Origin of the sequence: Roseateles agri (genome assembly GCF_034043675.1) — a bacterium.
Taxonomy (GTDB): Bacteria; Pseudomonadota; Gammaproteobacteria; order Burkholderiales; family Burkholderiaceae_C; genus KK5.
The window spans coordinates 365,118-388,162 of record NZ_JAXCLA010000002.1 but is presented as its reverse complement, the minus strand read 5'-3'; the positions used below and the strand labels follow the sequence as shown (position 1 = coordinate 388,162).

At 68.7% G+C, this 23,045-nt stretch carries 25 protein-coding genes; 12 read left to right on the top strand and 13 right to left on the bottom strand.

The annotated features are described in order from the left end of the window. Nucleotides 1-57: 57 nt before the first annotated feature. Genes SNE35_RS05980 through SNE35_RS05970 form a run of 3 tightly spaced genes read right to left on the bottom strand, consistent with a single transcriptional unit; the run spans nucleotide 58 to nucleotide 3,077 of the window. Nucleotides 58-837, bottom strand: a complete 780-nt coding sequence (locus SNE35_RS05980) for a LytR/AlgR family response regulator transcription factor (RefSeq protein WP_320421951.1) — start codon at nucleotides 835-837, stop codon at nucleotides 58-60. Between the two features lie 3 nt (nucleotides 838-840). Then, nucleotides 841-1,965, bottom strand: coding sequence for a histidine kinase (locus SNE35_RS05975; protein ID WP_320421950.1), 1,125 nt, complete (start codon nucleotides 1,963-1,965; stop codon nucleotides 841-843). Beyond that, a complete protein-coding gene (locus SNE35_RS05970; protein ID WP_320421949.1) occupies nucleotides 1,962-3,077 on the bottom strand; it encodes a sensor histidine kinase in 1,116 nt (371 codons plus the stop codon). Before SNE35_RS05970 ends, SNE35_RS05975 begins: the two co-directional genes overlap by 4 nt. A gap of 134 nt (nucleotides 3,078-3,211) precedes the next feature. Here SNE35_RS05970 and SNE35_RS05965 point away from each other — a divergent pair, with 134 nt between their 5' ends. Next, nucleotides 3,212-4,066: an alpha/beta fold hydrolase gene (locus SNE35_RS05965; RefSeq protein WP_320421948.1), complete on the top strand. Its 855-nt coding sequence runs from the start codon at nucleotides 3,212-3,214 to the stop codon at nucleotides 4,064-4,066. A gap of 1 nt (nucleotide 4,067) precedes the next feature. Here the strand turns inward: SNE35_RS05965 and SNE35_RS05960 are convergent, their stop codons facing one another. After that, complete coding sequence (locus SNE35_RS05960) at nucleotides 4,068-4,445, bottom strand: PilZ domain-containing protein (RefSeq protein ID WP_320422364.1); 378 nt, start codon at nucleotides 4,443-4,445, stop codon at nucleotides 4,068-4,070. A 28-nt stretch (nucleotides 4,446-4,473) separates the two neighbouring features. Then, nucleotides 4,474-4,920, bottom strand: a complete 447-nt coding sequence (locus SNE35_RS05955) for a hypothetical protein (RefSeq protein WP_320421947.1) — start codon at nucleotides 4,918-4,920, stop codon at nucleotides 4,474-4,476. A 161-nt stretch (nucleotides 4,921-5,081) separates the two neighbouring features. On the opposite strand from SNE35_RS05955, the gene SNE35_RS05950 reads away from it, so the two are divergent. The 3 genes from SNE35_RS05950 (at nucleotide 5,082) to SNE35_RS05940 (ending at nucleotide 9,009) form a co-directional block, all read left to right on the top strand. After that, nucleotides 5,082-5,690: a DUF1134 domain-containing protein gene (locus SNE35_RS05950; protein ID WP_320421946.1), complete on the top strand. Its 609-nt coding sequence runs from the start codon at nucleotides 5,082-5,084 to the stop codon at nucleotides 5,688-5,690. A 92-nt stretch (nucleotides 5,691-5,782) separates the two neighbouring features. Beyond that, nucleotides 5,783-5,956, top strand: coding sequence for a hypothetical protein (locus tag SNE35_RS05945; protein WP_320421945.1), 174 nt, complete (start codon nucleotides 5,783-5,785; stop codon nucleotides 5,954-5,956). A 107-nt stretch (nucleotides 5,957-6,063) separates the two neighbouring features. After that, entirely contained in the window at nucleotides 6,064-9,009 is a 2,946-nt protein-coding gene (locus SNE35_RS05940; RefSeq protein WP_320422363.1) for an adenosylcobalamin-dependent ribonucleoside-diphosphate reductase, read from the top strand. Between the two features lie 13 nt (nucleotides 9,010-9,022). Here the strand turns inward: SNE35_RS05940 and SNE35_RS05935 are convergent, their stop codons facing one another. Then, complete coding sequence (locus SNE35_RS05935; protein WP_320421944.1) at nucleotides 9,023-9,274, bottom strand: GlsB/YeaQ/YmgE family stress response membrane protein; 252 nt, start codon at nucleotides 9,272-9,274, stop codon at nucleotides 9,023-9,025. A 110-nt stretch (nucleotides 9,275-9,384) separates the two neighbouring features. Here SNE35_RS05935 and SNE35_RS05930 point away from each other — a divergent pair, with 110 nt between their 5' ends. The 7 genes from SNE35_RS05930 (at nucleotide 9,385) to SNE35_RS05900 (ending at nucleotide 14,235) form a co-directional block, all read left to right on the top strand. Then, nucleotides 9,385-9,708, top strand: a complete 324-nt coding sequence (locus SNE35_RS05930) for a 2Fe-2S iron-sulfur cluster-binding protein (RefSeq protein ID WP_320421943.1) — start codon at nucleotides 9,385-9,387, stop codon at nucleotides 9,706-9,708. Between the two features lie 59 nt (nucleotides 9,709-9,767). Next, a complete protein-coding gene (locus SNE35_RS05925) occupies nucleotides 9,768-11,003 on the top strand; it encodes an NAD(P)/FAD-dependent oxidoreductase (RefSeq protein WP_320421942.1) in 1,236 nt (411 codons plus the stop codon). A gap of 12 nt (nucleotides 11,004-11,015) precedes the next feature. Beyond that, a complete protein-coding gene (locus SNE35_RS05920; RefSeq protein ID WP_320421941.1) occupies nucleotides 11,016-12,050 on the top strand; it encodes an aromatic ring-hydroxylating dioxygenase subunit alpha in 1,035 nt (344 codons plus the stop codon). A 53-nt stretch (nucleotides 12,051-12,103) separates the two neighbouring features. Continuing rightward, nucleotides 12,104-12,289: a hypothetical protein gene (locus SNE35_RS05915; protein WP_320421940.1), complete on the top strand. Its 186-nt coding sequence runs from the start codon at nucleotides 12,104-12,106 to the stop codon at nucleotides 12,287-12,289. Nucleotides 12,290-12,292: 3 nt separating this feature from the next. Then, nucleotides 12,293-12,796, top strand: a complete 504-nt coding sequence (locus SNE35_RS05910) for a 3'-5' exonuclease (RefSeq protein ID WP_320421939.1) — start codon at nucleotides 12,293-12,295, stop codon at nucleotides 12,794-12,796. 139 nt (nucleotides 12,797-12,935) lie between these two features. Continuing rightward, complete coding sequence (locus SNE35_RS05905; protein ID WP_320421938.1) at nucleotides 12,936-13,610, top strand: TetR/AcrR family transcriptional regulator; 675 nt, start codon at nucleotides 12,936-12,938, stop codon at nucleotides 13,608-13,610. Nucleotides 13,611-13,713: 103 nt separating this feature from the next. Next, nucleotides 13,714-14,235 carry a DinB family protein gene (locus SNE35_RS05900; protein ID WP_320421937.1) on the top strand — a complete coding sequence of 174 codons (522 nt, stop codon included), beginning with the start codon at nucleotides 13,714-13,716 and terminating at the stop codon, nucleotides 14,233-14,235. Here SNE35_RS05900 and SNE35_RS05895 read toward each other — a convergent pair. The 6 genes from SNE35_RS05895 to SNE35_RS05870 all read right to left on the bottom strand — a co-directional run bounded on the left by SNE35_RS05895 (nucleotide 14,147) and on the right by SNE35_RS05870 (nucleotide 19,153). Next, on the bottom strand, nucleotides 14,147-14,425 hold the full coding sequence (locus SNE35_RS05895; protein ID WP_320421936.1) for a cysteine-rich CWC family protein: 279 nt from the start codon (nucleotides 14,423-14,425) through the stop codon (nucleotides 14,147-14,149). The two genes, SNE35_RS05900 and SNE35_RS05895, sit on opposite strands and share 89 nt — an antisense overlap. Nucleotides 14,426-14,428: 3 nt before the next feature. Beyond that, the gene (locus SNE35_RS05890) at nucleotides 14,429-15,058 is read right to left on the bottom strand and encodes a CGNR zinc finger domain-containing protein (protein WP_320421935.1); all 630 of its coding nucleotides are present in this window, start codon (nucleotides 15,056-15,058) and stop codon (nucleotides 14,429-14,431) included. A gap of 54 nt (nucleotides 15,059-15,112) precedes the next feature. After that, nucleotides 15,113-15,883 carry an SDR family NAD(P)-dependent oxidoreductase gene (locus tag SNE35_RS05885; protein WP_320421934.1) on the bottom strand — a complete coding sequence of 257 codons (771 nt, stop codon included), beginning with the start codon at nucleotides 15,881-15,883 and terminating at the stop codon, nucleotides 15,113-15,115. Then, nucleotides 15,877-16,581, bottom strand: a complete 705-nt coding sequence (locus tag SNE35_RS05880; protein WP_320421933.1) for an alpha/beta fold hydrolase — start codon at nucleotides 16,579-16,581, stop codon at nucleotides 15,877-15,879. Before SNE35_RS05880 ends, SNE35_RS05885 begins: the two co-directional genes overlap by 7 nt. Nucleotides 16,582-16,583: 2 nt before the next feature. Further along, nucleotides 16,584-17,444 (bottom strand): alpha/beta fold hydrolase, encoded by an 861-nt coding sequence (locus SNE35_RS05875; RefSeq protein WP_320421932.1) that lies wholly within the window; start codon nucleotides 17,442-17,444, stop codon nucleotides 16,584-16,586. Nucleotides 17,445-17,608: 164 nt separating this feature from the next. Continuing rightward, the gene (locus SNE35_RS05870; protein ID WP_320421931.1) at nucleotides 17,609-19,153 is read right to left on the bottom strand and encodes a malonate--CoA ligase; all 1,545 of its coding nucleotides are present in this window, start codon (nucleotides 19,151-19,153) and stop codon (nucleotides 17,609-17,611) included. 87 nt (nucleotides 19,154-19,240) lie between these two features. On the opposite strand from SNE35_RS05870, the gene SNE35_RS05865 reads away from it, so the two are divergent. Then, nucleotides 19,241-20,794, top strand: coding sequence for a methyl-accepting chemotaxis protein (locus SNE35_RS05865; protein WP_320421930.1), 1,554 nt, complete (start codon nucleotides 19,241-19,243; stop codon nucleotides 20,792-20,794). Between the two features lie 12 nt (nucleotides 20,795-20,806). Here the strand turns inward: SNE35_RS05865 and SNE35_RS05860 are convergent, their stop codons facing one another. Beyond that, nucleotides 20,807-22,924 (bottom strand): TonB-dependent siderophore receptor, encoded by a 2,118-nt coding sequence (locus tag SNE35_RS05860; RefSeq protein WP_320421929.1) that lies wholly within the window; start codon nucleotides 22,922-22,924, stop codon nucleotides 20,807-20,809. Between the last annotated feature and the right edge of the window lie 121 nt (nucleotides 22,925-23,045).

The window sequence follows — 23,045 nt, the reverse complement described above, 5'->3', positions numbered from 1 at the left end:
TTGTGGAGCGCCGCGGCGGCGGCTGGCGTCAAGCGGGCGACAGCTTGACCTCGGAGGTCACATCTGCCGGAACAGATGCGTGTAGCTCTCGGCCACCAGCAGCGCCTCGCCGCGCGCCTTCAGCTTCAGCTGCATGCGGCCGCGGAAGTCGCGCGTCACCGCCTCGACGGCGCTGGCGTTGACCAGGGTGGAGCGGTGGATCTGCCAGAACTGGTTCGGGTCGAGCTCCTCGACCAGCTCCTTCAGCGGTTTGCGGATCAGCGCCTCGCCTTCGCGCGTGGCGACGCGGGTGTATTTGTTGTCGGACTGGAAGTACAGCACCTCGTCCACGGTGATCAGCCTCAAGGTCTGGCCGACCGAGGCATTGATCCAGCGCAGGTAGGCGCGGGCTGGGCCGCCGCTGGGGCGCGGGCTCAGTTGGTCGAGCGCCTCATGGACGTCCTGCGCGTACTCGGCCGGCGGTGCCGACAGGCGCTGGCGCAGGCGGCCGATCGCGGTGAACAGCCGCGCTGCCGACAGCGGCTTGAGCACGTAGTCGACCGCGCCGTGGTCGAACGCGGCGACGGCGTACTGGTCGTAGGCGGTCACGAACACGACGTGGCTGCGCGCGCCCACTTGGCGCGCTACCTCGATGCCGGTGGCACCGGGCATCTGGATGTCGAGGAAGAGCACGTCGGGCTGATGCACGTCGACCATCCGCAGGGCCTGCACGCCGTCAGCCGCCTCGCCGACGATGGCGAGTTCCGGCCACAGCTCGCCGAGCTTCTCGACCAGTTCGTGGCGCAGGGTTTCTTCGTCCTCGGCGACGACGGCAGTGGGGGCGGACAGGCTTCTCATCGTTCAGCTCAGCTCCAGGATGAAGCGCGTGCCGCCTTCGGGCGTGGCCTCGCAGCGCAGCCGCGCGGCGCCGGAAGAGAGCACGCGCAGGCGCTCGGCCAGCGCGTCCATCTCGGCGTCGCTTTCACCGAGCTTGCCCAGGCCGGGGCGGTCGAAGCTCAGCGTCACGCGCAGATTGTCGGAGGCCGACAGCGTGCAACGTGTCGGTGCCGTCACGGCCAGCTTCAGCGCACGCTGCAGCAGCGGCAGCAGGATCATCGGCGGCACCGATGCGCCGCGCAGCGCCTCCGGCAGCTCGATGCGGAAGTCCAGCGGCGGATGGCCGAGCCCCTGCAGCACGGCCAGATAGCTCTCCAGCAGTTCTGCCTCGGCATCCAGCCGCGTACCGGGCTCGCGCAGCCGCGGCAGCGCGACGCGCAGGTGTCGGATCAACTGCTCCATCCGCGCCGGCGCGGCCTCGTCGCTGCGCGCGTAGGCCTGCTCGATGTCGACCAGCGCGTCGAACAGCAGCTGCGGTTCCACCTGGGCCTGCAGCGCCGCCAGCCGCGAGGCCATCGCCTGGCGGCGCAGCCGGCCGTGCTCCTGCAGCATGCGCTGCACCGATTCCTCGGCGCGGCGGCGCCGGCCGAGCTGCTCCAGCACGGCCAGCATCATCGCCATCGGCATGAAGTCGCCGAGGATGCCGCCCAGCAGCGTGGTCGGGCTCATGTCGTCGACGGGCGGCAGGCCCTTCTTCATCCGCATGATCTCGCCAACGGTGGGCCAGGGCAGCAGGTGCACCAGCGGTGTCAGCGCCACGTTGGACAGCAGCGCCCCGGCCAGCGCGGCCAGCACCAGCCAGAGCGTGCGGCGCGGGTTCGTCGGCGAGCTGCGGTCGGCCGGCAGCCAGACCGCCAGCAGCAGCAGGGTGGCGACGACCGGCATCACCATCCGCGTGAGCACCGGCAGCAGCGTTTCCTCGAGGCCGACCTCCAGCAGCGAGCCCAGGTCGATCAGGCCGATCAGCGCGCCGGCCAGTGCGAACACCGCCAGCTCGCGCCGGCGCACCGAACGCCAGGCGGCGAACAGATGGGCGAGCGGCGACGTGTCGGGTGCGGCGTCGGCGGGCGTGGCGGGCACTGTCGTCATGCGGCGCTCGGCACCAGCGGCATGCGCACGCGCGCGACCACGCCGCGCGGCTGTGCCGCTTCCAGCTCCAGCGCCGCGCGGCTGCCGAACAGCGCGCCGAGCCGGGCGCGGGTGTTCGCCAGGCCCACGCCGGAGCCGCCGCTGCCGGCGAAGCCCTGGCCGTTGTCGCGCACCTCGACGGCGATCTCGTCGCCGGCGCCGCTGGCGTGTGCATGGATCTCGATGCGGCCGCCCTCGGGCAGCGGGGACAGGCCGTGCTTGATCGCGTTCTCGACCAGCGTCGGCAGCACCATCGGCGGCAGGCGTGCGCCGAGCAGGCCGGCCTCGGCCTCGATGTCGAAGGACAGGCGCTCGCCCATGCGCATCTGCAGGATCGTCAGGTAGTTGCGCACGAGGTCCAGCTCCTGCCCGAGCGTCGAATCGGTGCAGCGCATGCTGGGGAGGGCGGCGCGCAGGTAGGCGATCAGGCTGACCAGCATGTCGCGGCCGCGGTCCGGTGTGGTCGCGTACAGGCGCTTGACGTTGGCGAGCGTGTTGAACAGGAAGTGCGGCTCGATCTGCGCGTTCAGCGCGGAGACCTGCGCCTCCATCTGCTGCGCCTCCAGCGCCTCGCGCTCGCGCGCGGCCTGGCGCAGCCGGTCGGCCGCCGCGTGCTCGGCGCGCACGACGCGCAGCAGCGCATAGGCCATGCAGCCCAGCAAGGTCCAGAGGCCCGCGGTGGAGTAGAACCAGTCCCACATGAAATGGGCTGTCGGGTCGCCGTAGTTGACGGCCAGGTGGCGCAGCACCGCGCCACCCGAAGCGCCTGTGGCCACCGCCGCGCCCTGCAGCGCCAGCGCCTTGCCGTCGCTCCAGCGGCGGCCTGCCAGCAGCGCCTCGGCGCAGCCGATCATCAGCAGGATCATCAGCCCGGTGATCAGTGACTGGCGCGTGAACTGCACGAGCGAGTACAGCCAGTCGCTCCAGGGCATCGGCTCGTAGGCGTACCAGGCCAGCTCGCGCGACAGCGCATGCAGCAGGCAGAAATAGTAGACGGCCGCGATCATCCGCAGGTTGAAGACCCGCAGGAAAGCCTCTCGGGGCGAGTTCGTCGGAGCGACCGATGTGTCCATGGCGCCGATTGTGTGCCTGGGCGGCCCGGCGCGGGGGCGCGTGCGACGAAGCCGGCGCTGCCCGGACGAAAGCGGCGGGGCTGGACCTCAGTTCAGCCGGTTCATACTGCCGGGATCGTCAAGGAGGATCTGGAATGCGTATCGACATCGGCCAGGGCGTGCGCCTGTTCGTGGACGTGGAGGGGCCGGGGCTGGTGCCGGACGGACCGGCGCTGCGCGAGAAGCCGACCTTGATCTGCATGCACGGCGGCCCGGGCTTCGACCATTCGGCCTACAAGCCCGGCTTTTCGGCGCTGGCCGACCTGGCGCAGATCGTCTACTACGACCACCGCGCCCATGGCCGCAGCGACGACCGCCCGCGCGAGGAGTGGACGCTGGACGTCTGGGCCGACGACATCGTCCGCCTGTGCGCGGCGCTGGGCATCGAGAAGCCGATCGTGCTGGGCCAGTCCTTCGGCGGCTTCGTAGCGCAGCACTACATCGCGCGGCATCCGGGCCACGCGCGCGGCGTGATCGTGTCCAGCAGTTCGCACCACGGCCGGCTGGAGCGCAAGCTGGCGATGTTCGAGAAGCTGGGTGGCCCCGAGGCGAGGGCGCTGGCGGATGCCTTCTGGACCACGCCGAACGATGCCACCTGGCAGGACTACTGGGCCGGCTGCCGCCAGCTCTACAACACTCGGCCGCCGCTGGATCCGCAGGCCGGCGAGCGCACGCTGTTGCGCAAGGACATCCTGTTCCACTTCTGCGGCGGCGAGAAGAAGCGCCTGGACCTGCTGCCCGGCCTGGCGCGCGCCGAATGCCCGGTGCTGGTGCTGGCCGGCGAGCAGGATCCGGTCTGCCCGATCGAGGATGCGCGCGAGATCGCCGCGGCGCTGCCGCCGCAGTGGTCGCAGTTCGTCGGCTTCCCGGGTGTCGGGCACGGGGCGTGGCGGGACGATCCCGAGGCGGCGTTCCCGGTGCTGCGCCGCTTTATCCAGGGGCTGGCCTAGTTCAGTGGCTGATCAGCGCCCGCAGGTCCCGGTCGAGCAGCGCGGCGTCGCCGAGGTTCATCTCGATCAGGCGCCGCAGGTGCGTGATGCTCTCCAGGTCGATGCTGCGGCATACCAGGCCGGCATGCTCGCCCTGCACATGACCGATCTCGCCGGCCATCGCGATCGCCTGCTCCAGCCCCGCGAGGTGGATCTTCAGCAGGCAGGGTGAGCCGGTCTGCAGTCCTGCGGCCTCGGCCGAGTGCAGCTTCAGCAGCGCGCCTTTCAGCGACAGGTCCAGCACCTGGACCTGCAGCTGCGCCTGCGCGCTGATCAGTTCCGCCGCGGCGTCGAAGGCGACGCGATTGAAGTGGCGGCGTTCGGTGTTTTTGTCGTCGATGGCGGCCTCCCGGAAACAGCCCGGCCGATCATATGTCCAAGGGCGCGACGATGGTGCTGGTCTCCACCGCCTGCACCAGACGCGTAGGGATCACCGCTTCCAGCCCCATCGATTCCAGTAGGTACCAGGCGGCGCGCAGGTAGGCCGCGGTGTCGCTGCGGGCCTCGTCCTCGCGCAGGCCGGCCATTTCGCTGGTGCGCTGCAAGGCGAACTGGCTGTTGCGCGCCTGCGCGTGGCCGCGCGGCGCCATCGGCGGCGCCTGGTAGCTCAGCGCGATGCGGGCCAGCAGGGTCTGCACCTCGTCGCTCTCCACGTGCTGGCCCAGCAGCCTGGCCAAGTCACCCAGCAACTGCTCGGCCCCGGCGGCCAGCAGGCGGGCCGCGTGGTCGCTGCCGCCGGCCAGGTACAGCGCGGCCGCCAGATCGGCGTACTCCAGCGCGATCGCGAGGTTGGGCAGGTCGTTGTGTGAACTCATGGCACCGTGGAGTTTAGGCGTTAGGCGCACCGGTGGTGCGCGCCCGCTGCGGGCTGTCGGGTGTGATTGTCACCAATTGTTGATCCGCGCTCCGGGATTCCGCGCAGCCGGCTCCCGGGCGCTAAGCTGCGGCCATCGCAAGAAGAAGGAGTACATCCGCCATGCAAGACAAGCTCACCGTCGATCTGATCGAACGTCGCGCGACGATCGCACGCCTGGCCGCCCTGGCCGCTGGCGCCGGCCTGCCGGCCCTCGCACTCGCCGCCGACGACAAGGAGGACGACAAGACCTACGACGAGGACTCGGTCCTCAAGGCGGCCACCGAATTCTTCGGCGACACCACCGAAGGTCTGGCCAAGGTCATCGCCAAGGCCTTCCAGGAACAGGGGCGCCCGAATGCCTACATCAAGGGCCAGGAAGCCAGCGGCGCGCTGACGGTGGGCCTGCGCTACGGCGAGGGCGAACTGCTGATGAAGGGCAGTGCGAGAGGCGCCAAGGTCTACTGGGCCGGCCCTTCGATCGGCTTCGACGCCGGCGGCAATGCTTCCAAGGTGTTCACGCTGGTCTACCACCTGCCCAAGGCCTCGGCCATCTACCAGCGCTTCCCCGGGGTGGACGGCAGCCTCTACTACGTCGGCGGGGCCGGCATCAACTACCAGCGCCGCAACGGCATCACGCTGGCGCCGATCCGCCTGGGCGTGGGCCTGCGCGCCGGCGCGAGCGTGGGCTACCTGCACTACCGGCGCGAGAAGTCGGTCAATCCGTTCTAGGACGGACGCAGGAGTAACCCTGTTACTGAACGGTGGAAGCACGCGCGCAACAATGCCTGCAGACACTGTCGTGAACAGCTTCGGAGGCGGTGATGAAATTGCTTGCGCATCTCAACCGGTCCGTCCACCAATTGCAGGACTGCCTGCACCTGAGCCGCCCTGAGGCCCGGCATGCCCGGCACCGCGGGCCGCAGGGCGGTGGCGTGGTGATCACCGTCGCCCTGCTGAGCATGGCAGCGGCATCGATCCTCGTGCTGGCGCCCTGAACGTTTTTCCATCTCCAAACCGCTTGTCAGCGGGCCCGTGACAGGGCAGAGTCGGGCGTTCGACTACTGGAGATATCCACATGCTTCCGCCGAGCCAAGCGACGCTGATGCCGGAGTCCGGCGACACCCGTGGCGCGCGTCACGACGCGGACTCGCTGCCCGCGCAGGCGATCAGCTCCGAGGTCCTGCTGGAGAAGTACGCCAAGGGCGATGAGCAGACGCTTGAGGACGTGCGTCAGCGCGTGGCTCGTGCCTTGGCGGCGGCTGAAGCACCCGAGCGTCGCGCCGAATGGGCCGCGAAGTTTCTGGATGCGCAGCGGCGCGGCTTCGTGCCCGCGGGCCGCATCCTCTCGGCCGCCGGCACCGAACTGTCGGCCACCTTGATCAACTGCTTCGTACAGCCGGTCGGCGACTCGATCGCCACCGTCGAGGACGGTCACCCCGGCATCTACACCGCGCTGACCGAGGCCGCCGAGACGATGCGGCGCGGCGGCGGCGTGGGCTACGACTTCTCGCGCATCCGCCCGCGCGGCGCCTGGGTCGGCTCCACGCGCAGTAGCGCCTCCGGCCCGGTCAGCTACATGCGCGTGTTCGACCGCTCCTGCGAGACGGTGGAAAGCGCCGGCAGCCGCCGCGGTGCACAGATGGGCGTGCTGCGCTGCGACCATCCGGACATCGAGGAATTCATCCACGCCAAGGACGAGGGCGACCTCGCCAACTTCAACGTCTCCGTGGGCGTCACCGACGCCTTCATGGAAGCCGTGCTGGCCGATCGCACGGTCGAACTGGTCCACCGCGCCGAGCCCGGTGCCACGCAGAAGGAAGCAGGCGCCTGGCAGCGCCCCGACGGGCTCTGGGTCTACCGCAGCCTGCCGGCCCGCTCGCTGTGGGACCAGATCATGAAGTCCACTTACGACCATGCCGAACCCGGCGTGCTGTTCCTGGACCGGATCAATGCGGACAACAACCTGCACTACTGCGAGTCGATCGCGAGTACGAATCCCTGCGCCGAACAGCCACTTCCGCCCTACGGCTGCTGCTGTCTCGGATCCATCGACCTAACGCGTTACGTGAGCGCACCGTTCAGCGCCGAGGCGAGCTTCGACGAGAAGGGCTTCGCCGAGGTCGTCACCGTGGCGATCCGCATGCTCGACAACGTGCTCGACGTCACGCCCTGGCCCTTGCCCGCGCAGGCGGCGGAGGCGCGCAACAAGCGTCGCGTGGGCCTGGGCTTCACGGGCCTGGGTGATGCGCTGGTGATGCTGAACCAGCGCTACGACAGCGAAGCGGCGCGCGAGACGGCGCGGCGGATCTCCGAGCTGATGCGCGATGCGGCCTATCTCGCTTCAAGCGACTTGGCGGCGGAGAAGGGCGGCTTCCCGCTGTTCAACGCAGAGCTGTATCTCTCGGGCGGCAGCTTCGCCACGCGGCTGCCGAAGGCGGTCAAGGACCGAATCCGCGCGCAAGGTCTACGCAACTCGCACCTGCTGTCGATCGCACCCACCGGCACGATCAGCCTGGCTTTCGCCGACAACGCCAGCAACGGCATCGAGCCGGCCTTCAGCTGGAGCTACACGCGCAAGAAGCGCGTTTCGATGCTGGAGGGTGGTGGCTTCAAGGAGTACGCGGTCGAGGACCATGCCTGGCGCCTGTTCCGCCACATGTTCGGTGTCGACGCGCCGCTGCCCGAGGCCTTCGTCACCGCGCTGGAACTCAGTGCTTCCGACCACGCGCTGATGGTGTCCGCCGTTGCGCCCTTCGTCGACACCTCGATCTCGAAGACGGTCAACGTGCCGGCCGACTACCCCTATGCCGATTTCAAGGACCTGTACGTGCAGGCCTGGAAGGGGAAGCTGAAGGGCCTGGCGACCTACCGGCCCAACGCCGTGCTGGGATCGGTGCTCAGCGTGGAGCCGGTGAAGGCGCCGGAGCCGCTGCGCCCGGTGGCGGACGAAGGCGCCAACCAGCGCCTGCGCGTCGACCGCCTGCCCAATGCCGTGCTGGCCTCGCTGCGCTGGCCCAGCCGCCCGGAGATGCCCGGCGGCAACCCTGCCTGGAGCTACATGATCCAGCACCCGCACGGCGACTTCGCGCTGTTCATCGGCGAACTGCCGGCCGAGGGACCGGACGCGGGCCTGTTCGGCCGCACCTTGCCCTTCGAGGTCTGGGTCAACGGCGCCGAGCAGCCGCGCGGGCTCTCGGCCCTGGCCAAGACCCTGTCGATGGACCTGCGTACCAACGATGCCGCGTGGCTACGGCTCAAGCTCGATGCGTTGGCCACGGTGGCGGAGGAGCGCGCCTTCGAGATGCCCATGCCGCCGAACGGCGACAAGCGCCTGTTCCCCGGTGTCGTCGCCGCCACGGCCGCGGTGATCCGCTGGCGCTGCGAGCAGCTCGGCGCGCTGCAGGAGGCCCAGGGCCCGACGCCGGTGCTCGACGCCATGTTCAGCCGCGAGGAGCCGCGCACCGGCACCAGCGGCACGCTCGCCTGGGCGGTCGACGTGGACAACCCGGCGACGAACGAGCAGTTCACCTTGACGTTGAAGGAAGTCAGCCTGCCCACGCCCGAAGGCGGCACGGTGACGCGGCCCTGCGCGATGGGCTTCTCGGGCAACTACCCGAAGGCGTTCGACGGGCTCGCGCGCCTGCTCTCGCTGGACATGCGGGTGATGGACCCGGGCTGGATCGGCATGAAGCTGCGCAAGCTGCTGAACGTCGGCGAGCCGCTGGGCCATTTCATGGCGCCGGTGCCGAGCCTGGCCGCCCAGCAAGGCAAGCCGGGCCGCCAGCAGGTCTGGCCCTCAACGGTGGCCTATGTCGCGCGGCTGGTGATCCACCGCTACGCGATGCTGGGCGTGCTCGACGAGGCCGGCATGCCGCTGGTCGAGATGGGCCTGCTGCAGCAGGCGCCGCAGGCGAGGGCGGCGAAGGCCGGGCTGGAGGTGGCGCCGATGGCCGGCCGGCCCTGCCCGGAATGCGGCAACAGCACGATGATCCACAAGGACGGCTGCGACTTCTGCACCGCCTGTGGCTACGTGGGCCAGTGTGGATGAGGCGACGTGCGGATCAGGCGCGGGCCTTGGCCCAGCCGTAGATCACCAGCAGCACGACCGCGCCGACGATCGAGGCGATCCAGCCGGCGGCTTCGCCCGGGGCGTACCAGCCGAGCCGGCCGCCGACGAAGTTGGCGAGGAAGGCGCCGGCGATGCCCAGCACCGTCGTCATGATGAAACCGAGCTTGTCGTCGCCGGGCTTCAGTGCCCGGGCCAGCAGACCCACGATGAAACCGATGATGATGGTGCCGATGATGGAAAGCATGGGGTGAGTTTCCCGGGTGGATGGAGGCGGCCAATCTAGCCGAAGTTCGCAAGCCTTCTGTGTGCATGAGGTGGCACCCCCTAGAACGTGCCTCGGCCACAATCCCGACCATGCCCGACATCACCTTCATCCATTTCGACGGCACGGTCGAGGGCTTCGAGGCGCCCGAGGGCGTCAGCCTGATGCAGGCGGCCACCGGCTACGGCGTCGACGGCATCGTGGCCGAATGCGGCGGCTCGATGATGTGCGCGACCTGCCACGTGATCGTCGACGAGGCCTGGGCCGGCCGGCTGATGCCGCCCTCGGCGCTGGAACTCGACATGCTGGACAGCACGGCCGTGCCGCGCGAACCGACCAGCCGGCTGTCCTGCCAGATTCCCTTGACGGCCGAGCTGCAGGGCCTCGTCGTGCGCCTGCCCGAGCGCCAAGTCTGAGCGAGCGAAGCCGCGCGGCGAGAATTCCCGCTTTCGCCACAAGAACTCGAGGAGAAGGAATGAACGCAGAGACATCGGCCGGCCCGATCGTGATCATCGGCGGCGGCCATGCGGGTGCCGCGCTGTGCGGCGCGCTGGCGGCGGCGGGGCTGGGCGCGCAGGTGCATCTGGTCTGCGAGGAAGCGGTGCTGCCCTACCACCGGCCGCCGCTGTCCAAGGCCTTTCTGAAGACGCCCGACGAGAAACTGCAGCCGCACCGCGCCGAGGATTGGTACGCACATCAGGGCATCACGCTGCACGGCGGCGACGCCGCCGTGGCGATCGACCGCGCGCAGCGCCACGTGCGGCTGCAGTCCGGCCAGACCCTGAGCTACGGGCGGCTGGTGCTGGCGACCGGCAGCCGCGCGCGCCACCTGCCGCATCTGCCCGCATCTCTGGCCAATGTCTTCACGCTGCGCTCGGTGGCCGATGCGCAGCGCCTGCGCGAACGCCTGCATAGCGCTCAGCACGTCACCGTCCTCGGCGGCGGCTTCATCGGGCTGGAGATCGCCGCCAGCGCGCGTGCCGCCGGCAAGGCGGTGACAGTGCTGGAATCGGCGCCGCGCCTGCTGGCGCGATCGGTCTCGCCGGAGCTGGCCGAGCACGTGCTGCAGACGCACCGCGCCAGCGGCATTGATCTGCGTCTGGGCGTGGCCGTCGGCGAATTCGAGTTCGATGGCGACCGCCTGGCCTCGCTGGCCGTGAACGGCCGGCGCGAGCCGGTCGAACTGCTGGTGATGGGCATCGGCGCCGCGCCGGAGCACACGCTGGCGAGCGAGGCCGGCCTGTTGTGCGAGAACGGCATCGTCGTCGACGCGCTGATGCGTACGTCCGATCCGGACATCCTGGCCATCGGCGACTGCGTGGCCTTCGACGAGTCGTACAGCGGCCGCCGCCTGCGGCTGGAATCGGTGCAGAACGCCAACGACCAGGCCCGCACCGCCGCGGCCACCTTGCAAGGCCGCGAGGAGCCGTACCGGGCGCTGCCCTGGTTCTGGTCCGAGCAGGGCGCGATGCGCTTGCAGATGGCCGGCCTGATGCCCACAGACCCCGCTGAGGGAAAACGTTATCGCCGCGATGGCGCGAACGCTGGCACCTTCTCGTTGCTGCACTACGTCGGCGAGCGGCTGGTCTGCGTGGAGAGCGTCAGCGCGCCGCTGGACCACATGGCCGCGCGCAAGCTGCTGGAGACGGGCAAGAGCCCGGCGCCGGAAGCAGCCTGCGATCCGGCCGTGCCCTTGAAGAACCACGCCTAGAAGCGGAGGCCCATGTTCCCGAAGAACGCCTGGTACGTCGCCTGCACACCGGACGAACTGGCCGGTGACAAGCCGCTGGGCCGCCGTATCTGCGACGAGGCCATCGTGTTCTTCCGGGGTGCCGATGGCGCAGTGGCCGCGCTGGAGGACTTCTGCCCGCACCGCGGCGCGCCGCTGTCGCTGGGCCGCGTCTTCGACGGCACCTTGCAGTGCGGCTACCACGGGCTGCGGATGGGCTGTGAGGGCACGGTGGTCGCCATGCCGGGCCAGCGAACGAGCGTATTCCCGGCCATCCGCCGCTATGCCGCGGTGGAGCATCACGGCTTCGTCTGGGTCTGGCCCGGCCGCATCGAAGACGCCGACCCGGCGGCACTGCCTCAGCTGGAATGGGCCGGCCGCCCCGACTGGGCCTATGGCGGCGGCATGTACCACGTCAACTGCGACTATCGGCTGATGATCGACAACCTGATGGACCTGACGCACGAGACCTACGTCCACGCCGGCAGCATCGGGCAGAAGGAGATCGACGAGGTCGCGCCGCAGACGCGGGTCGAGGGCGACGAGGTGATCACCGAGCGTCGCATGTTCGACATCCCCGCGCCGCCGTTCTGGCAGATGGCGCTGCGCGGCATGGGCCTGCCCGACGACCGGCCGGTGGACCGCTGGCAGATCTGCCGCTTCACGCCGCCGAGCCAGGTGATGATCGAGGTCGGCGTGGCGCTGGCGGGGCAGGGCGGTCATGAAGCCGATCCGGCCGTCAAGGCATCGAGCATCGTCGTCGACTTCATCACGCCGGAGACCGAGCGCTCGATCTGGTACTTCTGGGGCATGGCGCGCCGCTTCAAGCCCGAGGATCCGGCGCTGACCGACAGCATCCGCGAGGGCCAGCGCAAGATCTTCGGCGAGGACCTTCAAATGCTCGAGCGCCAGCAGCAGAATCTGGAAGCCTGGCCCGAGCGGCGCTTGATGAAGCTCAATATCGATGCCGGCGGCACCTTCTCCCGGCGGGTGCTGGAGCGGCTGGTGGCGCAGGAGCAGGCCGCGTAGGGGCATGTGGATTGCCGCAGCTCGGTTTTTCCTCACAGCAAGGAGCAGATGCGATGAGTGAGCAAGCACAGAGCAAGGCCAAACCCTCGGTGGAAGAAATCTTCCATCAACTCCGCTGCGGCCGCGGGCATGAGTTCGTCGATTCATCGAACATCGACGAACTGCTGCAGATGGCGGACAGCAGCAACGACACCGTGCTGGCCGAGGAGCTGCGCGAGTTCAAGTCCGACAACTGCTGAGCGATGCTGCAGCCGCTGCCCGCGATCATCGATGTCGAAGCCTCCGGCTTCGGCCGCGGCAGCTATCCGATCGAGATCGGCTTCATCGAGCCCGAGGGCCGCTCGTTCTGCAGCCTGATCCACCCGGAGCCCGACTGGCAGCACTGGGATGCGCAGGCCGAGGCATTGCACGGCATCAGCCGCGCCGCGCTGCTGGCCCACGGCAAGCCGACGGCATGGGTGGCGGCCGAGATGAACGCGCGGCTGCGCGGCCAGACCGTCTACTGCGACGGCTGGGGCCACGATTACCCCTGGCTCGCGCGCCTGTTCGACAGCGCGGACCTGCAGCCCAGCTTTCATCTCGATGACCTGCGCCGCCTGCTGAGCGAGAGCGAGGCCGCGCGCTTCCACGACGTGGCCGCGCGCGTGCGCCGCGAGCAGAAGATCGAGCGGCACCGGGCCAGCAGCGATGCCAAGGTGCTGCAGCTGGCCCTGATGCGGGTGAAGGCGGACACCGTCGACGCCTGAATGCGTGTGAATGCGCCTGAAGCGTGGCGCAAGGCCGACGGGGGTTTTCCCCTGAGCCCGCCGGCCTTGTCCCCGGCGCGTCATCGTTTGGACGATGGGGGCCGGATCTTGCTGGCCGGCGACAAACTAGACTGCGGCCATGAGTTCCGCCGTCGATCCGATTCCCGCCGCCAGGCCGCCCGCCCGTCCCGATCTCGAGCCCAAGCGGGCGCCGCTGCAGCCCCGCGCGGTCGAGACCTATGAACGCATCCTGGCGGCCTGCGCGGAACTGCTGGGCGAGGTCGGCATCGAGCGCCTGTCCACCAACCTGGTCTGCCAGCGCGCGGGCATCTCGCCGCCGGCGCTGTACCAGTACTTCCCGAACAAGTACGCGATCCTGCACGAGCTGAGCCTGCGGCTGATGCGCCAGCAGAACGAGCTGCTGGCGCCCTGGGCGGTGCGCGAGACGATGGCGCTGCCGCCGGCCGAGTTCGCCCTCAGCATGGCCGCGCTGTTCGTGCGCCTGCAGACGTTGACCGCGCAGATGCCCGCCGGCATCTGGGTGACGCGGGCGCAGCGGGCCGTGCCCGCGCTGCAATCGCAGCGCCTGCGCTCGCGCGACCTGATGACGGACCTGGTGCTGGCGCCCTTCCTCGAGGTGCATCCGGCCGTCGATCCGGCGCAGGCACGGCTGACCTTGCGGCTGGCGATCGATGCGCTTTACTCGGCCCACGAACTGCTGTTCGACGAGCCCTCGCTGGACCCGCAGGCCGTGGCGCAGACCATGGCCGAGATGGTCGCGGGCCAGCTCGAGCGGCTGGTGGCTGGCCGCTGAGCCCCCCGCCCGAAAGGGTGGCACGGGCATTCCCGTGCGGCTCAGCGGGCGATTCAGGGGCCGATATGCTCGTCGGCTGAATCCAACCGCTCCCGAGGCCAGCATGTCGCAAGCCCCTTCGTCGCAGACTCTTCTCCAATCGCTTTTCGCCCAGAAGTCCTGGGCCAACCGAGCGCTCTTCGACTGCCTGGCCACGGCCGCAGCCGAGCAGCCCGAGACGGTGGAGAAAGCCGTCCGCATGCTCAACCACATCTACGTCGTCGATCGCATCTTCCGTGCGCACCTGCTGGGCGAGGCGCACGGCTACACGGCGGCGAACACGCCGGAGACACCCGAGCTGGGCGAGCTTCACTTCGCCGTGGCCGAGACGGACCTGTGGTTCGAGGGCTATGCGGCCAGCCTCGGCGCGGCGGCCCTGCAGGAGCCCATCGCCTTCGCCTTCACCGATGGTGATGCGGGCACGATGACGCGGGAGGAAATCCTGGCCCACGTGCTGGCACACGGTTCCTATCACCGCGGCAATGTGGGGCAGATGCTCAAGGACGTTTCGGTGGTGCCGCCGCGCGATCTGCTGACGAAGTTCCTGCACGAGCGGGAGCCGCAGCGGCGTCGTCCCGCTGCTTGAGTTCCACCAGGCAGGCGATGCACAGGCAGGCCGCGCCGCCGTAGGTCTCCTTCAATTCGGCGCGCAAGCCCTCGCCGAGCTTCAGGTCGAAGCAGGCGCAGTGCGAGTCCTTCGCGCCGCAGTGAAAGCCGCCGCCGCAACGCGGGCAGGCGGCGTTCAGGCTTGCGGCGGCGTCTTGATCGGTCGTCACTGATCAGCTTCCGGCGTTTGCGGCGCGGCGAAGGCGCAGCGCTGCCTGCTTGGCCCGGTTGCCGCAGACGGCCATGCTGCACCAGCGCCGGCGGCGGTCCCGTGTGGTGTCGAGGAAGTGCAGGACGCAGCCCGGCCCCTCGCACTGCTTGACGTTGCTGAAATCCGCTGTTGTCAGCAGTTCCGCCAACGTCTTGGCGATCGGGAAGAGCAGGCTGTCGGCCGAGCGCCAGCGGCGCCGGGGGACGAACGCCAGCAACGAAGCTTCATCGGACGAGGGCACGATCTGGCTGAACTCCTCGTCGCGGGCTAGCAACTCGTTGAGTGGCTCGAGCTCGGCGATCGCCTTGCGTGTCAGCGGTTCGCCCCGGTACTGCCTGACGAATCCGCGGAACCATTCGCGCAGCCCCCTGGCCTTGGCCGCCGCGTCATCCAGTTCGCCGGGCTTCGCGACACTCCGGACCTCGTCGGCCGCTTCGGCCGAGAGCAGGCCTGCCGACTGCAGCCAGGCCAGCAGGTCCTCGCCGCTGGCAAGCCACTCGACTTCCGTGTCCACGGGAACCGCCAGCGTGTTCAGGAAATCCAGGCCGCGGGAGTCGGCCAGGAACATCGGCGGCGGGAGCGTATCGGGCATGAGAAAGGGGTCGTCAGCAGGGCAGGTGGCTTGAAAGGATACGGCAAGCCCGGTTCAGACGGACTTCAGCTCGCCGCCATCCATCCGCAGGACCGTGCCGGTCATCCAGCGCGCCGCCGGCGATACCGCGAAGGCCATCAGTTCCGCGATCTCCGAAGCCTCGCCGAAGCGCGCGATGCCGGCCGTCTTGAGGAAGGCCGCCTTCATCTCGTCCAGCGTGATGCCGCGAGCCCCGGCCGCCTTCTCCAGCATGCCGAGTCGGCGCCCGGTCATGACGGCGCCGGGCGAGACGCTGTTGACCTGAACGCCGTCCGCCACACCTCGCTCGGAGAAGGCCTTGGCCAGCGCCTCGATGGCGGCGTTGATCGCCGCCACGGCCGCCTGTGCCGCCTTCGGCTGCTCCGCGGCATTGCCCGACACGAACACGACCGAGCCGCGTGAGGCCTTCAACGCGTCCCAGGCCCGCAAGGTCAGCCGGCGGGCGCCGTGGAACTTGAGCGCCATGCCGGCGTCCCACTGCTCGTCGCTCATCTCGAACAGGTCGAGGCCGGGCACCGCGCCAGCAACGTTCACCAGCGCGTCGATGCGGCCGAAGCGGTCGAGAGTTGCCTTCACGACCGCATCCGCGGAGACCGGCAGGCTCAGGTCCTGCTGCACCGCCAGCGCGTCGGCGCCGGCCTCGCGGACTTCCGCCGCAGCGCCCTCCAGATCATGTGCGCCCTTGGCTACCAGGACGATGGCGCCGAAATCGCGTGCCAGGCGGACGGCCGTGGCCCGTCCGATGCCCGAGCTCGCGCCTGTCACGATTGCCACCGACTTCAGCATGCCAGCTCTCCTTCCGCGGTCCGCACCGCAGCCAGGATCGTGTAGGTGACGAGTTCCGGCGCCGTCAGGCTCGGCACGTGATCCACCGGATGCGAGACGATCGTCGCCCCCATGCGCATGGCCATGAATTCCTGTGTGTCCCTCAAGATCATCCGGTCCTGCTCCGCGACGAGATACCAGGCCGGAACGTCCTTCCAGCGCGGGCGTCCGACCGGTGTCGTGATGCAGGCCAATGCGATGGGCCGTTGGACCGCCGCCAACTGCGCCTGCAGCTCATCCGATGCGTTCGGCGCGACGGCACGGCCGAATGCCTCGAGCGGCAGCCACACGAGACCGTGGGTATCGGGCGCGAGCGGCGGCGCCTGCGGATGCGGTGGTGCCCGTCCGAACACCTGCGCGACCGTCTCACCTTCATCCGGAGCGATCGCCGCCACGTACGCCAGCGATTGCACCTTGTCGCTCCTGGCTTCCGCGATGACCGCGCCGCCGTAGGCGTGCCCTACCAGTACGACGGGGCCGTCCACGCGTTCGAGCGTGCGCTCGAGCGCAGCGACGTCATCCGCGAGCGAAGTGAGCGGGAGCTGCGGTACGACGACGTTCAGGCCGGCCGCGCGCAGCGAGCCGATCACGCTGCCCCAGCTGGAGCCGTCCGCCCAGGCGCCGTGGACGAGGACGGCGGTCGAAATCTTGCTCGCCATGATCAAAGAACCTTGGCGAGGAATTCGCGCATTGCCGCGGCGATCTCGTCCGCATGCGTCTCCAGCGCGAAGTGGCCTGTGTCGAAGAAGCGCACGTCCGCGTTGCCGATGTCCCGCTTGAACGCCTCCGCGCCGGCCGGCAGGAAGAAGGGATCGTTACGCCCCCACACGGCCAGCAGCGGCGGCTGGTGCTTCCTGAAGTATTCGTGGAACTTCGGGTATAGCTCGATGTTGCTGGCGTAGTCGAACATCAGGTCCAGCTGCACCTCGTCGGCGCCTTCGCGGGCCAGGTAGAAGTTGTCCAGCGAGTAACCATCCGGTGACACCGCCGAGGCGTCCGCCACGCCGTGCGTGTACTGCCACTTCGTCGTCTCCGGTGCGAGGAACGGGCGCACGCCGGCGCGGTTCTCGTCGCTGGGATCGCGCCAGTACTTCTGCATCGGCCCCCAGCCCTCGCTCAGGCCTTCGATGTAGGCATTGCCGTTCTGCGAAACGATGGCGGTGACCCGTTCCGGAAACCGGGTCGCCAGGCGCAGGCCCACCGGCGAGCCGTAGTCGAACACGTACACCGCGAAACGTGCCAGGCCCAGCACTTCGGTGAAGCGGCCAATCACCTCGGCCAGCCGGTCGAAGGTGTAGCCGAAGCTCTCCCGCGCCGGCATCGCGGACTGGCCGAAGCCCGGCAGATCGGGCGCGACCACGCGGTACTTGTCGGCCAGCTTCGGGATCAGGTCCCGGAACATATGGCTCGAGCTCGGGAAGCCGTGCAACAGCAGCAGCACCGGCGCGTCCGCCGGACCCGCCTCCCGATAGAAGACCTCGATGCCGTCGACATCCACTCGCTTGTTCGTCGTTGCGCTCATGCTCACTCCTGGGTTGATGCGGGAGATAACCTCCCAAAGAACGAGATAGAGGTTATTTCTTCATTGGTAACCTGTCAATTTAAATTTGATAGGTTACTAAAGATTGGGCGAACGACTTCAGGGGCACCGAGCAGGCGGCGCCGACGGTCAGGCGTTGAACGGCCTCAGGCGAACAGGCGCTGGTGCTGCTCCCGCAGCAGCTTCTTCTGCACCTTGCCCATCGTGTTGCGCGGCAGCTCGGCCGCGATGAATACCTTCTTGGGTACCTTGAAGTTGGCGATGCCGGCTTTCAGCGCGGTAGTGATCGCGGCGGCGTCGAGCTGCGCTCCGGGCTTGGGCACGATCACGGCGACGACGGCTTCGCCGAAGTCCGGATGCGGCACGCCGATCACGGCGCTCTCCGCCACGCCGGCCATGTCGTTGACGTAGGCCTCCACCTCCGCGGGGTAGACGTTGTAGCCGCCGGTGATGATCAGGTCCTTGCTGCGGCCGACGATCGTGAAGTAGCCGCGCGCATCGCGGCGGCCGACGTCGCCGGTCTTGAACCAGCCGTCGGTGGTGAACTCCTCGGCGGTCTTCTCGGGCATGCGCCAGTAGCCGGCGAAGACGTTGGGGCCGCGCACCTCGATGTTGCCGATCTCGTCGGCGGCGCAGGCCCGGCCTCCGTCGCCATGGACCCGCACGCTGACGTCGGGCAGCGCGAAGCCGACGGTGCCCCCGATGCGATCGCCATCCTCGGGGCGGCAGGGATTGGAGGTCAGCATCACGGTCTCGCTCATGCCGTAGCGCTCCAGGATCGTGTGGCCGGTGCGCTGCTGCCAGTCGCGGAAGGTCTCGATCAGCAGCGGTGCCGAGCCGCTGACGAAGAGGCGCATGCCGCGGCAGGCGTTCCGGTCGAGCGCACCCTCGGCCAGCATGCGCACGTAGAGCGTGGGCACGCCCATGAACATCGTGGCGTCGGGCAGGCGCGCTATCACGGCGCGTGGGTCGAACTTGGCGAACCAGATCATCCGACTGCCGTTCAGCAGCGCACCGTGCGAGGCGACGAAGAGGCCATGCACATGGAAGATCGGCAGCGCGTGGATCAGCACGTCGCCGGGCTGCCAGTCCCAGTAGGCCTTCAGCGTCTGCGCGTTGCTGAGCAGGTTGCCGTGCGTCAGCATCGCGCCCTTGCTGCGGCCGGTCGTGCCACTGGTGTAGAGGATGGCGGCTAGCTCGTTGGCGTTCTTGCGGGCCGGCTCGTGTTGGTCGCTCATCGCCGCGGCGCGGTCCAGCAAGGTGCCGCTGCGGTCCTCGTTGAGCGTGAAGACGTTCTGCACGCCGGCCAGGAAGGCGATCTTGCTGACCCAGCCGAAGCAGCGGCCCGCGCAGACGACGACGGCAGGCTCGGCATTGCCGATGAAGTACTCCAGCTCGCTCGCCTGGTAGGCGGTGTTCAGCGGCAGGTAGACGAAGCCCGCGCGCAGCACGGCGAGATAAAGCATCAGCGCTTCGACGCTCTTCTCTGTCTGCACGGCGATGCGCGAGCCCGGTGACAACTCCAGCGAGCCGAGCAGGTTGGCCATCATCGCGGTGCCGCGCTCCAGGTCGCGCCAGCTGTAGCGCAGTCCCTCGGGCCCGTCCGCGCATTCGATGGCGACGGCATCCAGGTCGGCGGGAAAGGCGGCGCGCAGCGCGCAGAAAAGGTTGGCGTTGGGCTTGTCGTTCATGGGCCGGGATTATCACGATGCGGCACGACCCGCATTGCCGGGCTTCTACGCGGGTGCTAGTGTGCGATCACAACGGAGGAGAGACCGATGTCGACGTCGAAGATGATGCTGGCCACGCGTCTGCGCCTGGCCGTGGGCCTGGTTCTGCTGGGCTTCGTCGCGGTGATCGTGCTGCTGAGCCTACGCGCCTCCGACAGCCTGATGAGCGTGCGGATGCAGACGACCGTGGACCAGGTCAAGGGCGCCGAGGCCATCGCGCGGGACTTTCTCGCCAAGGCCAAGTCCGGTGCGATCAGCGAGGACGAGGCGAAGAAGCAGGCCGCCGCCGCCATCGGCAAGATCCGCTATTCGGGCACCGAGTACGTGTGGATCAACGACATGCGCCCGGTGATGGTGATGCACCCGATCAAGCCCGAGATGGCCGGCCAAGACCTGAGCGGCAACAAGGACCCGAACGGCAAGGCGCTGTTCGTCGAGATGGTGCAGGCGGTGAAGGCCAACGGCAGCGGCTACGTGGACTACCTCTGGCCCAAGCCGGGCGCCAGCGAGCCGGTGCCCAAGCGCTCCTTCGTCCTGGGCTTCCAGCCCTGGGGCTGGGTGATCGGCTCGGGCGTCTACGTGGACGACGTCGCCGCGGTGGCGCACCGCGATGCGCAACTGACCCTGGTGCTTGTGGTGGTGGCCGGCATCGCCGCGCTGGTCGGGGTCGAGGTCTTCGTGCGCGGCCTGCGGCAGCGCCTGGGCACGATGCGCGAGGCAGTGCACGCGGTGGCCAGCGGCGACCTGCGCGGCCGGATCGACGCCGGCAGCGCCGACGAGATCGGCCTGGTGCTGACCGAGGTGCAGGCGATGCAGCGGCGGCTGGCCGAGCTGGTGCGCGGCATCCGCGAGGCGACCGAATCGATCGGCGTGGCCTCCGGCGAGGTGGCCCTGGGTAGCCAGGACCTGTCGGCCCGCACCGAGCAGACGGCTGCCAATCTGCAGCAGACATCGGCGTCGATGCAGGAACTGGTGGCGCAGGTGCGCCATTCGTCCGAGGCGGCGCAGCAGACCAACGCGCTCGCCGACACGGCCGCCGGCCAGGCGCGCGCCGGTGCCGCGGTGATGAGCGAAGTGGTCGCGACGATGGACGGCATCTCGGCATCGAGCCGCAAGATCTCGGACATCACCGCGGTGATCGATGGCGTCGCCTTCCAGACCAATATCCTGGCCTTGAACGCAGCCGTGGAGGCGGCCCGCGCCGGCGAGCAGGGCCGCGGCTTCGCCGTGGTGGCGGCCGAGGTGCGCAGCCTGGCGCAGCGCTCGGCCCAGGCGGCGCGCGAGATCAAGGCGCTGATCAGCGAATCGGTGGAGCGGGTCGATGCCGGTTCGCAACAGGTCGGCCGCGGCGGCGAGTCGATGACGCAGATCCTCAGCGCGGTGCAGCGTGTCAGCAGCACGGTGAACGAGATCAGCGAGGCCAGCGTCGGCCAGTCCGACGGCATCGCCCAGGTCAATCAGGCGGTGGCCAACCTCGACAGCATGACCCAGCAGAACGCCGCGCTGGTCGAGCAGACCGCCGCCGCCGCCGAGTCACTGAAGCAGCAGGCGGCGATGCTCGGCGAGATGGTGAAGGTGTTCCGGGTCGCCGAGGCGGGCTGATCTCTCGCGGGCTCAGAGCTTGTAGTCGAGCGAGATGCCGTAGCTGCGCGGTGCGCCGTAGAGCGCGCCATAGGCCAGGCCGCGGATGTACTTCTTGTCGGTCAGGTTGTCGACGTTGAAGCGCAGCGTGGTGGCCTTGTTCAGCTCATAGGACGCGAAGGCGTTCGCCAGCAGGTAGGCCGGCTGCGTGGCGGTGCCTTCGTGGCTCACCTCCGACTGCCAGCGGCCGCTCAGTCCCAGGCGCAGCGCCGGCAGCGCCGCCAGCCGGGTGTCGGCCATGAAGTTGAAGGTGTTGCGCGCCACCCATTCGTAGATGTCCTTGCCGTCCGGGCCGGTCAGCTGCAGATGGGTGTAGCCGACCGTCAGTTTCGTGTCGCGGCCGATGCGTCCGGTGGCTTCCAGCTCGATGCCCTTGGAGCGCACGTCCTTGCCCACGTAGTAGCTCTGGCCGTTCAGCGAGCTGGCCGGGACGTTGATCGTGCCGGCCAGCGTGGCCAGGCCCTGCTGCTCGGCGCTGAAGACGGCAGCCGTGGTCAGCAGCGTCTTGCCCAGCCATTCGGCCTTGACGCCAGCCTCGGTGTTGACGCCCTTGGCCGGTGCCAGGTAGGCGCCCTTGATGTCGGTCTGGTCCTGGTTCTGGAAGATGTCCGAATAGGAGATGTAGCCCAGCACGTCCGGTGTGAAGTCGTAGGTGAGGCCGAAGTAGGGGCTGGTCTTCTTCGTGTCCGGGTAGTCGGTGTTGGTGGCGGCACCGCCGTAGATCGACGACCCCTCGCGCTGCAGCTTGACCGCGTTCACGCCGACCACGGCCTTCAGCGAATCGGTGAGGGTCAGGTGGGTCGCGGCGTAGAAGCGGGTCAGCCGTTGCGAGCCGCGGGTGCTGGGCTGGCGCGGACCCCATTCCGGTTCGGCGTAGACGTCGCCGCCGTAGGGGAAGGCCGGCAGCGCGCCGCCGATAGAGGCGCTGGCGTCGTAGTCGTCCACCGCGGTCTTCTCGCGTGACTGGCTCAGGCCCACCAGCAGGCGGTGCTTGCGGCCGAAGGCATCGAACTGGCCGCTGAGGTTGATGTCGAACACCTGGTCGTCGGTGCTGCCGATGCTGCGGTAGGGCCAGCCGGACAGGCCGGTGTTGTCCAGGTTCAGCGGCTTGGGCGGCGTGGCGAAGTCCGTGTACGCGTAGAACAGCTTCGTCGCCTCGTTGCCGTGGCGGAAGTTGTAGGTCGCCTTGGCTTCCCAGTCCTCGCTCAGGCGGTGGGTGTATTCGACGAAGGCGTTGTAGGTCTTGTCGTTCCAGTAGGTCCAGTTCTGCGAGGTGGACGAGCTGACCGGGAACTCGGTCTGGCCGTCCTCGCGCATCAGCGTGAGCGAGCCCCACATCGGCGAGTTCTCGCGCGCGTCGACGGCGGTGAGGCCCACCGTCAGCACGCCGTTGCTGCCGATCTGGCCGTCGACCACGCCGTAGATCGAGGTGCGACGATCACGCAGGTCGCGGATGTAGGAGTTCTTGTCCTCGCTGGCCACCACGAGGCGGCCGGCCCAGCTGCCGTCTTCGGTCAGCACCTTGTTGTAGTCCAGCTGCGCGCGCTTCTCGCCCCAGGAGCCGAAGCTGACGCCGACCTCGCCGCCGTCGGTGTTCGTCGGGCGTTTGCGGATGTAGTTGATCGTGCCGGAGGCGTTGCCCACGCCGGTCAGCAGGCCGTTGGCGCCGCGGATCACCTCGATGCGATCGAACAGGAAGGTGTCCTCGCGGCCGACGACTGTGCCCCAGGAATTGGTCATGCCCAGGCCGTCGATCTGCGTCAGCTGGATCTCGAAGCCGCGCGATTCGAAGGTGGCGCGGTTGGTCTCGTACTGTTCGACGTTGATGCCGGTGGCCAGCGACAGCGCTTCATTGCTGCCGGTCAGGCCGAAGTTGGTCATGTCGTCCTTGTCGATGCTGGAGATCGACTGCGGCGTGTCCTTGACGTCCATCGTCAGCCCGGTCGCACCCTTGGAGACGCGGTTCGCGCGCTTGCCGGTGACGACGACCGAGTCCAGCGTGGTGCTCGTCGTGTCCTGGGCCTGGGCGATGTCGCCGATCGTGATCGAGGCCGCCAGCGCGCAGGCCGTCATCAGGAAGTGGTGCTTCATTGTCTTTATCCGTGGGGGTAATCAGGGCAAATGCGGATGCGACTCTATCTCAAATGAGATCGATTCTTATTCTGTGTTTTGGCAAAACGTTGTGATAATGCGAATTGATCGCATCACCGCC

What these genes read in the sequence shown, in the direction of transcription:
- SNE35_RS05935 (WP_320421944.1), bottom strand. Translation starts at nt 9,274, where the DNA reads ATGCTTTCCATCATCGGCACCATCATCATCGGTTTCATCGTGGGTCTG.
- SNE35_RS05865 (WP_320421930.1), top strand. Translation starts at nt 19,241, where the DNA reads ATGTCGACGTCGAAGATGATGCTGGCCACGCGTCTGCGCCTGGCCGTG.
- SNE35_RS05915 (WP_320421940.1), top strand. Translation starts at nt 12,104, where the DNA reads ATGAGTGAGCAAGCACAGAGCAAGGCCAAACCCTCGGTGGAAGAAATC.
- SNE35_RS05880 (WP_320421933.1), bottom strand. Translation starts at nt 16,581, where the DNA reads ATGGCGAGCAAGATTTCGACCGCCGTCCTCGTCCACGGCGCCTGGGCG.
- SNE35_RS05890 (WP_320421935.1), bottom strand. Translation starts at nt 15,058, where the DNA reads ATGCCCGATACGCTCCCGCCGCCGATGTTCCTGGCCGACTCCCGCGGC.
- SNE35_RS05910 (WP_320421939.1), top strand. Translation starts at nt 12,293, where the DNA reads ATGCTGCAGCCGCTGCCCGCGATCATCGATGTCGAAGCCTCCGGCTTC.
- SNE35_RS05950 (WP_320421946.1), top strand. Translation starts at nt 5,082, where the DNA reads ATGCAAGACAAGCTCACCGTCGATCTGATCGAACGTCGCGCGACGATC.
- SNE35_RS05975 (WP_320421950.1), bottom strand. Translation starts at nt 1,965, where the DNA reads ATGACGACAGTGCCCGCCACGCCCGCCGACGCCGCACCCGACACGTCG.
- SNE35_RS05980 (WP_320421951.1), bottom strand. Translation starts at nt 837, where the DNA reads ATGAGAAGCCTGTCCGCCCCCACTGCCGTCGTCGCCGAGGACGAAGAA.
- SNE35_RS05965 (WP_320421948.1), top strand. Translation starts at nt 3,212, where the DNA reads ATGCGTATCGACATCGGCCAGGGCGTGCGCCTGTTCGTGGACGTGGAG.
- SNE35_RS05885 (WP_320421934.1), bottom strand. Translation starts at nt 15,883, where the DNA reads ATGCTGAAGTCGGTGGCAATCGTGACAGGCGCGAGCTCGGGCATCGGA.
- SNE35_RS05930 (WP_320421943.1), top strand. Translation starts at nt 9,385, where the DNA reads ATGCCCGACATCACCTTCATCCATTTCGACGGCACGGTCGAGGGCTTC.
- SNE35_RS05955 (WP_320421947.1), bottom strand. Translation starts at nt 4,920, where the DNA reads ATGAGTTCACACAACGACCTGCCCAACCTCGCGATCGCGCTGGAGTAC.
- SNE35_RS05925 (WP_320421942.1), top strand. Translation starts at nt 9,768, where the DNA reads ATGAACGCAGAGACATCGGCCGGCCCGATCGTGATCATCGGCGGCGGC.
- SNE35_RS05940 (WP_320422363.1), top strand. Translation starts at nt 6,064, where the DNA reads ATGCCGGAGTCCGGCGACACCCGTGGCGCGCGTCACGACGCGGACTCG.
- SNE35_RS05860 (WP_320421929.1), bottom strand. Translation starts at nt 22,924, where the DNA reads ATGAAGCACCACTTCCTGATGACGGCCTGCGCGCTGGCGGCCTCGATC.
- SNE35_RS05920 (WP_320421941.1), top strand. Translation starts at nt 11,016, where the DNA reads ATGTTCCCGAAGAACGCCTGGTACGTCGCCTGCACACCGGACGAACTG.
- SNE35_RS05970 (WP_320421949.1), bottom strand. Translation starts at nt 3,077, where the DNA reads ATGGACACATCGGTCGCTCCGACGAACTCGCCCCGAGAGGCTTTCCTG.
- SNE35_RS05900 (WP_320421937.1), top strand. Translation starts at nt 13,714, where the DNA reads ATGTCGCAAGCCCCTTCGTCGCAGACTCTTCTCCAATCGCTTTTCGCC.
- SNE35_RS05875 (WP_320421932.1), bottom strand. Translation starts at nt 17,444, where the DNA reads ATGAGCGCAACGACGAACAAGCGAGTGGATGTCGACGGCATCGAGGTC.
- SNE35_RS05870 (WP_320421931.1), bottom strand. Translation starts at nt 19,153, where the DNA reads ATGAACGACAAGCCCAACGCCAACCTTTTCTGCGCGCTGCGCGCCGCC.
- SNE35_RS05945 (WP_320421945.1), top strand. Translation starts at nt 5,783, where the DNA reads ATGAAATTGCTTGCGCATCTCAACCGGTCCGTCCACCAATTGCAGGAC.
- SNE35_RS05905 (WP_320421938.1), top strand. Translation starts at nt 12,936, where the DNA reads ATGAGTTCCGCCGTCGATCCGATTCCCGCCGCCAGGCCGCCCGCCCGT.